Origin of the sequence: Microbacterium sp. Root322 (assembly GCF_001425645.1) — a bacterium.
Taxonomy (GTDB): Bacteria; Actinomycetota; Actinomycetes; order Actinomycetales; family Microbacteriaceae; genus Microbacterium; species Microbacterium maritypicum.
In genome coordinates this window covers 595,788-611,391 of record NZ_LMCS01000001.1, presented here as the reverse complement: position 1 = coordinate 611,391, position 15,604 = coordinate 595,788, and the positions used below count along the sequence as shown (strand labels likewise).

Sequence of the window (15,604 nt, the reverse complement as noted above, 5' to 3'; positions counted from 1 at the left end):
CGTGAGCCGGGCACCAGGAAGTCCGATCATCCGATCGGCTTGCAACCTCAACGGCGCAGGAACGCGCCAGAACAAGGAGACGACCATGGCTGTGGTCACCATTCGCCAGCTGCTCGACAGCGGCGTGCACTTCGGACACCAGACCCGTCGGTGGAACCCGAAGGTCAAGCGCTTCATCCTCACGGAGCGCAGCGGCATCCACATCATCGACCTGCAGCAGTCGCTGGGGTACATCGACAAGGCCTACGACTTCGTCAAGGAGACCGTCGCCCACGGTGGAACGATCCTCTTCGTCGGCACCAAGAAGCAGGCGCAGGAGATCCTCGCAGAGCAGGCGACCCGTGTCGGCCAGCCCTTCGTGAACCAGCGCTGGCTCGGTGGACTCCTCACCAACTTCCAGACGATCTCCAAGCGTCTCGCTCGGATGAAGGAGCTCGAGGAGCTCGACTACGAGACCCCGGCGAACAGCGGCTTCACGAAGAAGGAGCTGCTCCTCAAGAAGCGCGAGCTCGACAAGCTGCACAAGTCGCTCGGCGGTATCCGCAACCTCACGAAGACGCCGTCGGCCATCTGGGTCGTCGACGCCAAGCGCGAGCACCTCGCCATCGACGAGGCCAAGAAGCTCGGCATCCCGGTGATCGGCATCCTCGACACGAACGCCGACCCGGACGACTTCCAGTACCCGATCCCCGGCAACGACGACGCGATCCGTTCCGTCTCGCTGCTGACGCGCATCATCGCTGACGCCGCGGCCGAGGGCCTGCAGCAGAAGCACAACCCGGAGACGGGCGACGCCGAGCCGCTCGCCGACTGGGAGAAGGAGCTCCTCGAGACTCCTGCCCAGGAGGTTCAGGAGTCCGCTGACGCCGCCGAGGTCGTCACCGCAGATGACGCTGCTGCCGTCGTCGAGACGCCCGCCGCCGACGAGACCGCTGCCGACGAGGCCGGTGCTGAGGCTCACGACGAGGCGATCGCCGCCGCTTCCGGTGAGGAGACCGCTGAGGTCGCCGCCGCCGAAGCTGCTGACGCCAAGTAATCCCCTCGTACACACACCTAACGAAGCAAGGAGCCACCACACATGGCCAACTTCACCATCGCTGACCTCAAGGCGCTGCGTGAGCAGCTCGGCACCGGAATGGTCGACACCAAGAAGGCGCTCGAGGAGGCCGACGGAGACGTCGCGAAGGCCACCGAGATCCTGCGTCTCAAGGGTGCGAAGGGCAACGCGAAGCGCGCTGACCGCTCGACCAGCGAGGGACTGATCGTCGCTCGTGAGCAGGATGGCGCTGTGACGCTCATCGAGCTCGCTTGCGAGACCGACTTCGTCGCCAAGAACGAGCGTTTCATCGCGCTGGCCGACAAGGTCGCCGACGCCGCAGCAGCAGTGAAGGCCGACTCGGTCGACGCTGCCCTCGCCGCGACCGCTGGCGACAAGAGCGTCGAGCAGGTCATCTCGGAAGAGGCTGCGATCATCGGCGAGAAGGTCGAGCTGCGCCGGGTGCGCACGATCACCGGCGACAAGGTCGAGGTCTACCTGCACCGCACGAGCAAGGACCTGCCGCCGCAGATCGGCGTCGTCGTCGCCTACTCGGGTGACGACGCGGAGACTGCGCGCAGCATCGCCCAGCACATCTCGTTCGCCAACCCGTCCTACCTGTCGCGTGAGGATGTTCCTGCCGACGCGGTCGAGAAGGAGCGCGAGATCGTCACCGAGATCTCTCGCAACGAGGGCAAGCCGGAAGCGGCTCTCCCGAAGATCGTCGAGGGCCGCGTCTCTGCGTTCATCAAGCAGGTCGCCCTGCTCGAGCAGGACTACGCCAAGGACAACAAGCTCTCTGTCGCCCAGGTGGCGAAGGACGCCGGTATCACCGTGACGGACTTCGCGCGCTTCAAGGTCGGCGCGTAGCAACGTCGAAGGGGTTCGGATCGCGAAGATCCGAACCCCTTCTTCATGCCCACAAGGCACTATCTTGAATCGGGACGAGAGGACACACCCACCCATGACTGAACGCACCGGACGCCGCCGCGTCCTTCTCAAGCTCTCCGGAGAGGCATTCGGAGCGGGGCAGCTGGGCGTCAGCCCCGATGTGGTGTCCCAGATCGCGCGCGACATCGCGGCCGCCGTCGACCGCGTCGAGGTCGCGATCGTCGTCGGTGGGGGCAACTTCTTCCGCGGAGCCGAGCTGAGCCAGCGCGGTATGGACCGCGGACGCGCCGACTACATGGGCATGCTGGGCACGGTCATGAACGCCCTCGCGCTGCAGGACTTCCTGGAGCAGGCCGGAGCCGCCACCCGCGTGCAGTCGGCGATCTCGATGACGCAGGTCGCCGAGCCGTACATTCCGCGTCGCGCCGAACGCCACCTCGAGAAGGGCCGCGTCGTCATCTTCGGTGCCGGTGCAGGCCTCCCGTACTTCTCCACCGACACCGTCGCCGCGCAGCGCGCGCTCGAGATCGGTGCGGACGAGGTGCTCGTCGCCAAGAACGGCGTCGACGCGATCTACACCGCCGACCCGAACAAGCACGCCGACGCGGAGCGCATCGAGCGCGTGACCTATCGCGACGCCCTGCAGCGCGGTCTCAAGGTCGTCGACTCCACGGCGTTCAGCCTGTGCATGGACAACAGCATGGACATGCGGGTGTTCGGCATGGAGCCGGCGGGCAACGTGACCCGTGCGCTTCTCGGCGAGCCGATCGGAACCCTCGTCACCGCCTGAGCGTGTGACACGGCGGAGACGACTTCGCCCGATAGAATTTGCAGAACACCCCGACGATAGGAGTCACCGTGATCGCGGACGTCCTCGCTGAAACCACCACTCGTATGAACCGGGCGGTCGAAGCTGCCAAGGAGGACTTCTCCACGGTGCGCACCGGTCGTGCGAACCCGCAGATGTTCCAGAAGGTCCTCGTGGACTACTACGGCACTCCCACCCCGATCGCGCAGCTCGCTTCACTGGCGAACCAGGAGGCACGCACGCTCATCATCACGCCGTACGACAAGTCGGCGCTGAAGGCGATCGAGCAGGCCATCCGCGACATGCCGAACCTCGGCGCCAATCCCACGAACGACGGCAACCTCGTTCGCGTGACGATGCCGGAGCTCACGGCGGAGCGTCGCAAGGAGTACGTCAAGCTCGTCAAGACCAAGGCCGAGGACGCGAAGGTCCACGTCCGCGGCATCCGTCGCAAGGCGAAGGACGAGCTGGACGCGCTCAAGAGCGAGCTCGGCGAGGATGAGATCGCGCGCGGCGAGAAGGAGCTCGACGTCCTGACGCGTCAGCACGTCGATCTCATCGATGACGCGCTGAAGCGCAAAGAGGCAGAACTCCTCGAGGTGTAGTCAGGATGTCTGACGAAACGCGAGATGCCGAGGACGACAAGCCGTTCACGCGTCACGACGCGCACGACGGCCTGCCGTCCGACAGCGTCCCGCTCGGGGACGAGGCATTCCCGTCCTTCGACGCCGCCGCCGTTCCTCCGCGCCCCCCGCTGCCGGTGTCTCCGGATGGTTCGGCAGCGGGTCACGCCTCCCCATTGGACACGGCGGATCACAATGCGATCCGCGAGCAATGGCGTGCGGCGCGGGATGAGCTGGGCACCCATGTCTCCCACGCGCGCGACCAGCTCGACCAGGCGAACGAACGCATCAAAGAGCGCACGGGGCGGGATCTGATCCTCGCGATCCTGATCGGTCTCGCGTTCGGTGCTGCGCTGCTCGGATCGCTGCTGTTCCTGAAGGTGCTGTTCGTGCCGTTCGCCCTCGCGGCCGCACTGCTGGGCGTCTACGAGCTCTCCAGAGCACTGCGGAGCTCCGGCCGGCGGGTCGACGTGGTGCCGCAGCTGATCGCAGCCGCCTTCCTCGTGCTGTCCGCCTACTTCGCCGAGCCCTGGCTGTGCTGGGTCATGCTCTTCGTCTCGGTGGCTTTCGTCATCGTCTGGCGCCTCATCGCACAGATGGTCGAGAGGGACGGCCGTACCTACGGCGACGTGCTCGCCGACGCGGTGATCAGCGGCTTCGTCCAGGTGTACGTGCCCTTCCTCGCAGGCATCGCGCTCATCCTCCTCAAGCAGGAGGGTGGACAGTGGTGGGTGCTCGGGTTCATCGCGATCGCCGTCGCCGCCGATACGGGCGCCTATGCTGCGGGCCTGGCGTTCGGACGTCACCCCATGGCACCGAAGATCAGCCCGAAGAAGACCTGGGAGGGCTTCGGCGGTGCCGTCGTCGCCTCACTCGCGGTGGGTGTGGTGCTGGCGCTCTTCCTCCTGGAGCTGCCGTGGTGGTGCGGACTGATCTTCGGCGCGTCTATCCTCTTGTCCGCGACGCTCGGAGATCTCGGCGAGTCGATGCTCAAGCGCGACCTCGGCATCAAGGACATGAGCTCCTGGCTGCCGGGGCACGGCGGGCTGCTCGACCGTCTCGACAGCATCCTGCCCTCGACGATTCCCGCGCTCTGCCTGTACTTTCTCTTCTCTCCTTGGGTGGTTCTGTGATGAACGATGACGAGCTCGACGTGCAGACGACACAGGCACCGCCTGCGTTCGCGGTCACTTCCGGACGCGTGCGCGGGTATCACCGTGCGGCCGTGGACACCTTCCTCTCGTCGGCTCGCCGCGCGTTCGAGACGGGCGGTGATGAGCTCACCGCTGAGGATGTCCGCACCGCGTCGTTCCCCCTCGTGAAGGGCGGTTACGTGGTCGCCGACGTCGACGCGGCACTGGGCCGGGTCGAGGATGCCTTCGCGGCGCGCGAGCGCGATCGCGTGGTGCGCACGCAGGGAGCGGGCGCCTGGGTCGAACAGGCCAGAGCAGATGCGCAGGTCATCCTCGACCATCTCGCCCGCCCGCGCCGACACCGCTTCGCTCGGACCGGAGTGCTCACCTTCGGCTACCGTCTCGACGAGGTCGACCATGTATCGACGCGCATCGTGCGGTACCTCCGCGACGGCGATCCGTTGACGGCCGAGCAGTTGCGCTCGGCGGCGTTCCGCATGCAGCGCGGCGGGTATCGCGAAGAGCAGGTCGACGCGCTCCTCGACGCGACGATCGACGTGATTCTGGCTGTTCGCTGAGGTTCCTGATGGTCGATCCAGGCTCTGTTGCGTAGACTGTCCCTCATCGTGAACTCCCGAAACGACATGAATCTCGAAAGAAGCGACCTCTCGCCTGTGCCCGCGGCGAAGGGTGGCGCCGCGCGCGCGGGTGCTCGACGCCGGTCCCGCAGCCGAGGCGTCGTCAGCGTCGTCAGTGCCCTCGCGGTCGTCGGTTTCGCCGGCGCGTTGGTCGCACCGACCGGAGTGGCACTTGCCGCACCCGCACCCCAGGAGTCGCCGGATTCGGCGTATTCACTCGCACTCGCCGACACGCAGAACTTGACCGTCACGGTCGAGGGCGCCGCGATCGCGCCCGTCGTGCGCGGCAGTTTCGAGGTGTACGTCAAGCCGAAGCCCGCTCCGGAACCCACCGTCGCGGCTGCGCCACGAGGGGGCTCGTCCGGTGGTTCGTCGGGTGGCTCCCTTCCGCCCTACACCGGCGGCGGAGCCCCTGCGGAGTGGATGGCGGCAGCCGGTATCGCGGAGAGCGACCGGCAGTATGTCGACTACATCGTCTCGCGGGAGAGCGGTTGGAACCCGAACGCGACGAACAAGTCGTCGGGCGCCTGCGGTCTCGTGCAGGCGCTTCCCTGCAGCAAGGTGCCAGGCAACGGGTATGACCCGGTCGACAACCTTCGTTGGGCGACCGGCTACGCCACCGGACGCTACGGCAGCTGGTCGGGGGCCTACAACTTCTGGATCAACAACCACTGGTGGTGAGCAGGCACGATGCCCCGCTCCCGCAGACGCCCTTCGGCGCGCCCTGAGCCCGAAGACTCCTTCGATCGTCTTCTCGCCGGCTGGAAGCGCACGGAGACCCGGCGCGGTGGTGAGTGGACCGTGCAGCCCGTGTCCGCGGCGCAGGCGCAGAAGGAGTACCTCTGCCCCGGATGCGGGCGGGGGATCGAGGCCGGTACGGCACATCTGGTCACATGGCGCGCAGACGGAGTGCTCGGTGACGCGGCCGACCTCGCCGCACGCCGGCATTGGCACACACACTGTTGGAGACTTGCATGAGCATCGAGATCCGAGGACCGCTGGAGCTGCCGGCGCGACGCGAAGACATCGAGCTGAAGACCGCTGACGGTCTGACGCTGGTCGGAGAGCTCTCCGTGCCGGAGCACGTACCGCCGACGGCGACCCTCGTGACGCTGCACCCGCTGCCGACGGCCGGTGGCTTCATGGACTCGCACATCATCCGCAAGGCCGCCGCTCGCCTCCCCGCGCTCGCGGACCTCGCCGTCCTGCGTTTCAACACACGGGGGACCACATCGCCCCGAGGCACGAGCGATGGCGCCTTCGACGGCGGGGCTGCCGAGCGGAACGACGTCGCGGCGGCCATGGACTTCGTCCGTGATCGCACGCTTCCGCGTCCCTGGCTTCTGGGGTGGTCCTTCGGTACCGAACTCGCACTGAAGTACGGCCGGGACCACGACATCGAGGGGATCATCCTCCTCTCGCCGCCCCTCCACCGCGCGACGCCGGAGGAGGTCGCCGCCTGGGCGGCGACCGGACTGCCCGTGATCGTCCTGGTGCCGGAGCTGGACGACTACCTGCGCCCGGCCGAGGCTCGGGAACGATTCGCAGCGATTCCGCACGCCACCCTGATCGCGGTGGATGGCGGGAAGCACCTCTGGGTGGGCGAGACGCAGACGCGGCGAGTGCTCACGGAGATCGTGGCGGCGGTGAATCCCTCAGCCCTGCCTCTCGCGACGCAGTGGCCGGTCGCCGAGTAGGCGTCTCCGACGGTGGGATCTATCGGCGCGCTGAGACCGCGCTCGGCTAGTGTGCTCCCGTGATGCGCGGGCGCTCCCTGTTCGTCGCCTACCCCGGCCCGGACGATGCTGATGAGGCCGTAGCGGTGGCAGACGATCACGCTGGCGCTCCGACCTTGCGTGAAGCGGTGAGTACCGTCGACGCGGGAGCTGGTGGGCTGTGGCTCACGGACTACACGCAGCTGACGATGGCCGCTCAGTTCGACGACGAAGCGCCCACTGCCTCGGATCAGAGCTCGTTCATCCGGGGGATGAGCACCTGGCGGTAGATGATCAGGATGCTCGCCGCCACGGGGATCGCGATGAGCGCGCCCAGCAGCCCCAGGAGGCTTCCTCCGGCGAGGGCGGCGACGACGACGACGGCTCCCGGCACCGAGACGGCACGGCTCATGATGCGTGGGGAGATGATGTAGGCCTCGATCTGCATGTAGATCAGGTAGTAGATCGCGGCGGCGATGGCCGTCGCCGGCGATCCGAGCCCGGGGATCAAGCAGACGAGCACGATGATCGTCGAACCCGTCAAGGTTCCGACGAGGGGGATGAGCGAGAAGAAGAACGCGATCACGGCGAGGACGGCCGGGAACGGTGCATCGATGATGGAGAGATAGACCGCACTCAGCACACCGTTGAGGACGCCCTGCGAGACCTGGCCCATGACGTAGTAGCCCACGGAGTCGGTGATCTGCTCGGACAGATCGATGAAGCGGTCGCGCTTGGACGCCGGGGCGAGCTGGTAGACGGCTCGCTTGAGGGAGGGCGTCGAGGCCGTCAGGTAGATCGTCAGGATGAGCACGATGAACGCGCCGAACAGGCCACCGAGCACGGCGCCACTGGCGACGAGCACACCCTGGCCGATGGATCCGCCGATCTCCGCGAGATTGCTCGTCAGCCAGTTGGTGATGTAGGTGAACACGTCATCGACGAGCAAGTTCGGGAAGGCGTCCTGGATCCATTCCTTGAGGTCAGGGATCAGGTTTCCTCGCTGCACGATCGCCGAGATCTGGGCGACCAACTGGGAGATCTGATCCACGAGCACCGGCAGCACGATGAGCACGATCCCCGCGAAGACACCGAGTACCGCCAGGATCGTCACGAGGACAGCCGCCCAGCGCGGAAGCCGTCGACGCTCGAGGAACGATACGAGGGGATCGAGGCCCAGACTCAGGAACAGCGCCGTGCCGAGGTACAGCAGCACGGTGGACAGATTCTCCACGCTGTTGATCAGCAGGATGCCCAACCCCACGCCGAGCGTCGCCACCAGGGCGGTGCGGAAGGGATTGTGGATCTTCATGTGCAGACTCCTCGTGACGGCTGCAGCAAGATTATCCAGCCGTCCGGCCCCGGCACCGACGACGTGCCGATCCAGCGGGCACTGCACCTGCTCGTGGGCAACACACAGCTGATTTCGCTAGTCTGAAATGTCGAGTGTTGCGTCGCAGGCAGGTGCCGGTGATGCGTGAGGAGACTATTCGTGCGTTTCGTATGGGCCGTGGTGGCCTTCGTGCTGGCTGCGGTGCTGATCGGTGCGGGGATAGCCCAGCGCACCATCTTCATGGGACCTGACACTCAGAAGACCCAGGTCGAGATCAGCGAACCGGCGCCGTTCGTGCTCATCGACGGCGATGTCCTCCGCGCGAATCCCGGCGCGCAGACCCTGATCGTTCGCGGACAGGGCGAGATCTTCGGGAGCTACGGTCGGACCGCCGACATGAAGGCCTGGCTCGCCGACTCCGACTACAACCAGGTCACCCTGAAGAAGAGCGGCGATCTGGCCGTCGAGCATGTCGAAGCGGAGACCGAGGCGAGCGAAGACGGCGCGACCGACGCTCCGGATGACGGCGCGACCGAAGCCCCTGTCGACGGCGCGACCGACGCTCCGGCGGAGGGCGATGCCGGTTCCGCAGGGCGCGATCCGCGGGGATCCGACCTCTGGCTCGACTCGTTCGACGAAGACAACCGTCTCGTCGCCGACAACATGCAGCTGCCCGAGGGCACGAGCCTGCTGATCGCCTATGACGGCACCGCTGATGCGCCGGACGACATCGTGGTTTCCTGGCCGCTCGACAACTCGACACCGTGGGCCGGACCCCTCATGGTCGCCGGCGGCATCGTGCTGTTGCTCGGCCTCATCCTGTACGTGCTCGCGATCCGCCACCAGCGCCGCGGACGCGGACCCCGACGCAAGGGACCCGGCCCGCTGCCCGCGACCGAGCCGATCGACATCGCCGTGCTTCCTCCGTCGGAGCGTGCGGCGATCGAGGAGTCCGGATCTGCCGTCAGCGCGTCTCCGCCCGAGACCGCCGCACCGGCAGACGGAGACGTCGAAGAAGCGGAGATCGTGGACGAGAACAAGAATCCCGACGCCAAGACCTCCATGCGCGTGGCGCCGGCCCCCCGGCGACGACGCATGCTGGCACTCCCGGTTCTGGGGCTCACGGCCATTCTCGCCGCCGGGTGCTCGTCCGATTCCTGGCCGCAGCTGGGGGAGGCATCGCCCACCCCGTCACCCAGCCCGACGGTGATCGCGCCGGAGAACCAGAAGCCGCCCGCTGTCACGGAGGCGCAGGCCAAGCGCATCCTGAAGTCGCTCGCCGGCACTGTCAGCGAAGCCGACGCGGCGCTCGACCTCGACCTTCTCTCCACACGCTTCGAAGGACCGGCACTCGCTGCACGGACCACCGAGTATGCCCTGCGGACGAAGCTCCCGGACACGGCGCCTCCCGCAGCGATCCCGACCGATGACGTCGAGGTGGTGCTCCCGGAGTCGACCGACCAGTGGCCGCGCACCGTGCTCATGCTGTCGAAGACCGGCGATGACACCGTGCCTCCCGTCGTGTTGACGATGACGCAGGCAGACCCCTGGTCGAACTACAAGGTCTCGAACATCGCCGAGATGTCGGCTGACGCGGTCTTCCCCGAGGTCGCCGCCGCGTGGCTCGGCACGTCTCTCGTCCCATCCGACTCCGCATTCCTCACCATCGCGCCCGCCGACCTCGCCGCGACCTTCGCCGACGTGGTGGATCAGGGAGAGCAGAGCGAGTCGTACGACACGTTCGACGATCTGGCGCTCAGCTACGCGAAGTCGATCACCGACAGCCGTCAGGCCGTGATCCAGGCGCTCGCGGACAAGGGCGCTGCCGACACGTCGAAGGCCGCGTTCGACATGGCCTCGACGACGGACGCGCCCATCTCGATGACGACTCTCGACAGCGGTGCGATCGTCGCGGTCACCCTCACCGACACCGAGACCGTGACGCCGACGGGAGAAGACGTGTCGATCCGTTTCGGCGACAACGCCCAGGCCAAGGCGCTCACCGACGCGACCGAGTCCGCGAAGGGCGTCGAGACGACTTACGAGTTCCAGCTGTTCTTCTCGGTCCCCGCCAAGGGATCGACGGAGCAGATCCGCCTCCTGGCAGCACACCAGGACCTCCTGTCCGTGAAGGTGATCAAATGAGTGAGATCTCTCCCGCCGCACTCCGCGGCGCCGTCGACCTGTCGAGCCTGCGCAACCGACCGACACCGCCTGCCGAGGGCGCGCCGGCTCCTGGGGTCGTGGATCTCGTCGTGGACGCCACCGATGAGACCTTCGGACAGATTCTCGAGCTCTCGCGTACCGTTCCCGTGGTCGTCGACCTGTGGGCGGAGTGGTGCGGTCCCTGCAAGCAGCTGAGTCCGATCATCGAGAAGGTGACGCGCGAGCTCGGCGGGCGCGTCCTGCTCGCCAAGGTCGATGTGGATGCGAACCCGCAGCTCGCGCAGAGCTTCCGTGCGCAGTCCATCCCGATGGTCGTGGCCCTCATCGCGGGTCAGCCGGTGCCGATGTTCACCGGTGCCGTCCCGGAGCAGCAGGTGCGCGACGTGTTCGCACAGTTGCTTCAGGTGGCGGCGCAGAACGGTGTGACCGGAACACTCTCGGTCGCAGAGGCGGGCGCGGAACCCGCGCCTGCTGCGGAGCCGGAGCTTCCTCCGCTGCACGCAGAGGCCTTTGCAGCAATCGAAGTCGGTGACTACGCGGCCGCCATCAAGGCGTACGAGAAGGCCCTCGCGGAGAACCCTCGCGACGAGGATGCGCTCGCTGGTCTCGGACAGGTGCGTCTTCTCGACCGCGTGCAGGGGCTCGACCTTCAGTCGGCACGGGCCGCGGCCGCCGAAGCCCCTCTCGATGTCCAGGCGCAGTTCGACGTGGCTGACCTCGACCTCGCCGGCGGGCACGTCGATGACGCTTTCGGTCGTCTGCTCGACCTGTTCGCGCAGCTCCCGTCCGACCAGCGCGCACCCGTGCGGGAGCGTCTGGTGGAGCTCTTCGGGCTCATCGGCGCGGAGGATCCGCGTGTGGTGTCGGCGCGCAACCGTCTCTCGTCGCTGCTGTTCTAGAACAGCAGCGCGGCAGGCGCCGACGCGCGATCAGCCGTGGCTCACGGTCGGCACGTGGGCGTCGGACTGGTGACGCAGCCAGAGTGTCGACAGCGCGGGCAGCGTCAGAGTGGCCACCGGTGCGGCGCCGTCTGACGGCTTAGCGTAGACCAGTCCGAGGTTGCCCGATCCGCGTCCGCCGTAGTCGGCGGCATCCGTGTTGAGCACCTCCTGCCACACGCCCTCCCGCGGAAGCGCGAGCTGGTACCCAGTGCGCTCCACTCCGGCGAAGTTGCTGATGACGACCAGACGCCCGCCGTGGGCGTCACGTCGTTCGAAGGCGATCACCGTCGGGTCCCAGCTCGGCGCGCCGAGACGGCTGAACGACGACGCGTCGTTGTCCCGCTCCCACAGGGGAGCCTGAGCCCGGTACGTGTGGTTCATCACGCCGACGAAATCCTGCAGCTGGGCATGGGAGGGCTGATCGAGGAGCCACCAGTCCAGCTGCCGTCCCTCCGACCATTCGGCGAGCTGGCCGAACTCCTGCCCCATGAAGAGCAGCTTCTTGCCCGGATGCCCCCACATGTAGGCCAGATACGCGCGCACGTTCGCCAGCTTGTGCCAATGGTCCCCGGGCATCTTCGCGAGCAGGCTGCCCTTGCCGTGGACGACCTCATCATGACTGATCGGGAGCAGATAGTTCTCGCCGAACGCATACACGAAGGAAAATGTCATCTCGCCCTCGTGGTGGCCCCGGTACATCGGGTCCCGCGAGATGTACTGCAGCGAGTCGTTCATCCAGCCCATGTTCCACTTGAAGCCGAAGCCCAGACCGGCGTGATCGGTCGGCGCGGTGACTCCGGGGAAGCTGGTGGACTCTTCGGCGATCATGAGGATTCCGGGGTGCAGCCGGTACGCGGTGGCGTTGACCTCCTGCAGGAAGCGGATCGCCTCGAGGTTCTCGCGTCCGCCGTGGATGTTCGGCTCCCATTCGCCGGGCTCGCGGGAGTAGTCGAGGTACAGCATCGAGGCGACGGCATCGACGCGGAGACCGTCGACGTGGAACTCCTTGAGCCAGTACAGGGCGTTGGCGACCAAGAACCCCCGGACTTCGGGGCGGCCGTAGTCGAAGACGAGCGTTCCCCAGTCCTGGTGCTCTCCGCGGCGAGGATCCGGGTGCTCGTAGAGCGGCTGGCCGTCGAAGCGCGCGAGGGCGAAGGCGTCCTTGGGGAAGTGGCCGGGGACCCAGTCCATGATCACGCCGATACCCGCCTGGTGCAGCCGGTCGATCAGGTAGCGCAGGTCATCCGGGCTGCCGAAGCGACTCGTGGGTGCGTAGTATCCGCTGACCTGATATCCCCACGATCCGCCGAACGGATGCTCCGCCAGCGGCATGAACTCGACGTGCGTGAAGCCCGCATCGGTCACGTGCTGGATCAGAGGATCCGCGATCTCGCGATAGCCGAGCCCTTCGCGCCACGAGCCGACGTGGATCTCGTAGATCGACAGCGGCTGGGCGACGGCGTGGGTGGCCGCCCTTCGCGTCATCCATGCCCCGTCGGACCAGGTGTGAGCGGAGGTCGCGACGAGCGATGCCGTGGCGGGCGGCACTTCAGCGGCCAGCGCCATCGGGTCGGCCTTGAGGATCCACGCGCCGTCGCGGGTGCGGATCTGGTACTTGTACCTGGTGCCGACCGGGAGTCCCGGGATGAAGATCTCCCAGACGCCGCTGACGCCCATCGAGCGCATCGCGTGGGCCTCGCCGTTCCAGTCGTTGTGGTCACCCACCACGCGCACGGCAGTGGCGTTCGGGGCCCAGACGGAGAACGAGACGCCGATCTCCCCGTCGGACGTGCGCACATGCGCCCCCAGCGCCTCCCAGAGACGTTCGTGACGTCCTTCGGCGATGAGGTGCAGGTCGAGGTCGCCGAGGGTCGGCCCATGGCGGTACGGGTCCCCGGACAACGTCTCGTCGTGGTCCGAGTATCGGGTCGCGATCCGATAGGGGAGCGGAGGGCCGCTGTGCTGCCCCTCCCAGATGCCGTGCGCGACGTGGGCGAGCTCCAGTCGGCTGCCGTCCCCGAAGACGGCGGCGACCTCGGAGGCGAGAGGCCGTCGCACGCGGATAGCCGTGACGGTGCGATCCGCGGCGTCCTTGTGCGCGTGCGCGCCGAGCACGGAATGCGGGTCATGGTGGGTGGCTGAGGAGATCGCCTCCCATTCGGTGGATGCGGCGACGTCTTCCGTGTAGCTCATGATCGGTCCCTCACCTTCAGGATGTGCACCGGCTCGGCGAAGGCGTCGAGCCGCACGTAGTTGTGGTCGCTCCAGGTCCAGACCGCACCCGTGAGGAGATCGTCCACCTCGAAGGGCTCGCCCAGCGGGACGCCCCACTGCGTCGTGTCGAGGTGCACGGTCGTCTCACGCACCGAGTGCGGGTCGACATTGGCGACGACGATGATCGTGTCCGCACGTCCGGTGCCGGTGAACGGCGCCGCCAGGTGCTTGCTGTAGACGAGGACGGCGTCGTCGTCGCTCCAGTGCGTGCGGAAGTTGCGCAGCTGCTGCAACGCGGGGTGCGCGGCGCGGATCTCGTTCAGTCGCCGCAGCAGGGGAGCGAGGGACTCACCGCGGGCTTCCGCCCCCGCCCAGTCGCGGAACTTGTATTCGTACTTCTCGTTGTCGATGTTCTCTTCGGATCCGGGCCTTGCGACGTTCTCGAACAGCTCGTATCCGGCGTACACGCCGTACACGGGGCCTGCCGTCGCGGCGATGCAGGCGCGGATGCGATAGGCGGCCCGGCCTCCGAACTGCAGGTACTCGGTGAGGATGTCATGCGTGTTCACGAAGAGGTTCGGACGCATGTAGTCGGAGGTCTCCTGGGACACCGAGGTGAGGAACTCCTCGAGCTCGGCCTTGGTGTTGCGCCAGGTGAAGTAGCTGTAGCTCTGCTGGAAGCCCACGGCGGCGAGCGCGCGCATGACTGCCGGCCGGGTGAACGCCTCAGCGAGGAAGATCACGTCGGGGTCGACCGCATTCACCTCCGCGATGAGCCACTCCCAGAACTGCAACGGCTTGGTGTGCGGGTTGTCCACGCGGAAGATCTTCACGCCCTGCGCGACCCAGTGCTGCACGACCCGCAGCATCTCGGCATAGATGCCGGCGGGATCGTTGTCGAAGTTCAGCGGGTAGATGTCCTGGTACTTCTTCGGCGGGTTCTCGGCGTACGCGATCGTCCCGTCAGGGAGAGTCGTGAACCACTCCGGGTGCTCCCTCACCCAGGGGTGGTCGGGGGAGGCCTGGAGGGCGAGATCGAGAGCGATCTCGAGTCCCTCTTTCCGCGCCGCGCGCACGAAGGCGCGGAAGTCCTGGGCTGTGCCCAACTCGGGGTGGATGGCGTCGTGACCACCGTCTGCGGCGCCGATCGCGTAGGGCGAGCCCGGATCGCCGGGCTCGGTGGTGAGCGTGTTGTTGCGTCCCTTGCGGTTGGTGCTCCCGATCGGATGGATCGGCACCAGGTACACGACATCGAATCCCATGGCTGCGACCTCGGGCAACCGTCTCGTGGCCGTGCGGAAGGTGCCGCTCTTCACGGTGCCGTCCTTCAGGCGCTTCGCACCTTCGGATCGGGGGAAGAACTCGTACCAGGCGCCGACACCGGCCGCGCGCCGGTCGGCGTTCAGGCTCTGCGTGCGTCCGGCGGAGCGCAGAGTCCTGACGGGGCGGTCCCGGAAGACCTGAGCGAGTCCGGCGTCCGTCGACACGGCGATGGTGGTCGCGGCGTCGCCGTCGCGCAGCGAGGCGGCCTCGGCGAGCAGCCGCTTTCGCTGGGCCGCGGGGCGGTCCTTCTCCGCGGCGGCACGGGTGAGCAGATCGGCGCCGAGCGCGGCCATCACCGGTACATCGACGCCGGCCGCGACCTTCAGCTCGGCCGCATGGGCCCAGGTCGCGAAGTCGTCAGAGAACGCCTCGAACCGGAAGAGCCACGCCCCCTGCTCGTCGAGGGCGATCTCTGTGGTCCAGGTGTCCGTACCGTCGTCGCGGGGGGAGAGCCGGTGCAGGCTCTCTTCGCCGGATGGCGAGGTGAGCCGGAGGTGCACGCCGATCATGTCGTGCCCCTCACGGAACGCGATCACGCTGAACGGCACGACCTCCCCGACGAAGGCCTTCGGCGCGAATCCGCCCGGAACAGCGGGAGAAGGATCGAGCAGAGGGATGCGGGTCGTCCGCAGCGCACCGGGGGCATCCGCTTCACCCAGGGCGCGCGCCGGGATCTGAGCGGGGCTCCGAAGAGCCGAGGACCGAGTACCAGCACGTGCAGCCACCTCCCGAATGTACCGCGCCGACGTGGTCGCGGGTAGCGCGCCGCGTGGTGCGTCGGGA

At 67.3% G+C, this 15,604-nt stretch carries 14 protein-coding genes; 11 read left to right on the top strand and 3 right to left on the bottom strand.

From position 1 onward, the window contains the following. The first annotated feature begins 85 nt into the window (after window positions 1-85). From rpsB to ASC55_RS02880, 9 genes are all read left to right on the top strand, one after another. Window positions 86-1,036, top strand: a complete 951-nt coding sequence (gene rpsB / locus ASC55_RS02915; protein WP_017830713.1) for a 30S ribosomal protein S2 — start codon at window positions 86-88, stop codon at window positions 1,034-1,036. A gap of 42 nt (window positions 1,037-1,078) precedes the next feature. Next, on the top strand, window positions 1,079-1,906 hold the full coding sequence (gene tsf / locus ASC55_RS02910; protein ID WP_055868491.1) for a translation elongation factor Ts: 828 nt from the start codon (window positions 1,079-1,081) through the stop codon (window positions 1,904-1,906). A 94-nt stretch (window positions 1,907-2,000) separates the two neighbouring features. Then, entirely contained in the window at window positions 2,001-2,717 is a 717-nt protein-coding gene (pyrH, locus tag ASC55_RS02905) for a UMP kinase (protein ID WP_017830711.1), read from the top strand. Between the two features lie 68 nt (window positions 2,718-2,785). After that, window positions 2,786-3,340, top strand: coding sequence for a ribosome recycling factor (gene frr / locus ASC55_RS02900; protein ID WP_017830710.1), 555 nt, complete (start codon window positions 2,786-2,788; stop codon window positions 3,338-3,340). A gap of 5 nt (window positions 3,341-3,345) precedes the next feature. Next, window positions 3,346-4,491: a phosphatidate cytidylyltransferase gene (locus ASC55_RS02895; protein ID WP_055868488.1), complete on the top strand. Its 1,146-nt coding sequence runs from the start codon at window positions 3,346-3,348 to the stop codon at window positions 4,489-4,491. After that, entirely contained in the window at window positions 4,491-5,069 is a 579-nt protein-coding gene (locus ASC55_RS02890; protein ID WP_055868485.1) for a DivIVA domain-containing protein, read from the top strand. Before ASC55_RS02895 ends, ASC55_RS02890 begins: the two co-directional genes overlap by 1 nt. A 66-nt stretch (window positions 5,070-5,135) precedes the next feature. Continuing rightward, window positions 5,136-5,810 carry a transglycosylase SLT domain-containing protein gene (locus tag ASC55_RS02885; protein ID WP_235562512.1) on the top strand — a complete coding sequence of 225 codons (675 nt, stop codon included), beginning with the start codon at window positions 5,136-5,138 and terminating at the stop codon, window positions 5,808-5,810. 9 nt (window positions 5,811-5,819) lie between these two features. Then, entirely contained in the window at window positions 5,820-6,107 is a 288-nt protein-coding gene (locus tag ASC55_RS17685; protein ID WP_081603926.1) for a hypothetical protein, read from the top strand. After that, window positions 6,104-6,826, top strand: coding sequence for an alpha/beta hydrolase (locus ASC55_RS02880; RefSeq protein WP_055872584.1), 723 nt, complete (start codon window positions 6,104-6,106; stop codon window positions 6,824-6,826). The genes ASC55_RS17685 and ASC55_RS02880 overlap by 4 nt, the downstream gene beginning before the upstream one ends. A gap of 268 nt (window positions 6,827-7,094) precedes the next feature. Here the strand turns inward: ASC55_RS02880 and ASC55_RS02875 are convergent, their stop codons facing one another. Next, window positions 7,095-8,156, bottom strand: a complete 1,062-nt coding sequence (locus tag ASC55_RS02875) for an AI-2E family transporter (RefSeq protein ID WP_055868471.1) — start codon at window positions 8,154-8,156, stop codon at window positions 7,095-7,097. Window positions 8,157-8,336: 180 nt separating this feature from the next. Between ASC55_RS02875 and ASC55_RS02870 the strand changes: the two genes are divergently transcribed. Together ASC55_RS02870 and ASC55_RS02865 are read left to right on the top strand one after the other, a co-directional pair. Next, on the top strand, window positions 8,337-10,322 hold the full coding sequence (locus ASC55_RS02870) for a hypothetical protein (RefSeq protein WP_055868468.1): 1,986 nt from the start codon (window positions 8,337-8,339) through the stop codon (window positions 10,320-10,322). Further along, window positions 10,319-11,242, top strand: coding sequence for a tetratricopeptide repeat protein (locus tag ASC55_RS02865; RefSeq protein WP_055872582.1), 924 nt, complete (start codon window positions 10,319-10,321; stop codon window positions 11,240-11,242). The genes ASC55_RS02870 and ASC55_RS02865 overlap by 4 nt, the downstream gene beginning before the upstream one ends. A gap of 30 nt (window positions 11,243-11,272) precedes the next feature. Here ASC55_RS02865 and glgB read toward each other — a convergent pair whose 3' ends face one another. Beyond that, on the bottom strand, window positions 11,273-13,477 hold the full coding sequence (gene glgB / locus ASC55_RS02860; protein WP_055872581.1) for a 1,4-alpha-glucan branching protein GlgB: 2,205 nt from the start codon (window positions 13,475-13,477) through the stop codon (window positions 11,273-11,275). After that, window positions 13,474-15,546, bottom strand: a complete 2,073-nt coding sequence (locus ASC55_RS02855; protein WP_235563074.1) for an alpha-1,4-glucan--maltose-1-phosphate maltosyltransferase — start codon at window positions 15,544-15,546, stop codon at window positions 13,474-13,476. Before ASC55_RS02855 ends, glgB begins: the two co-directional genes overlap by 4 nt. Window positions 15,547-15,604: the final 58 nt, after the last annotated feature.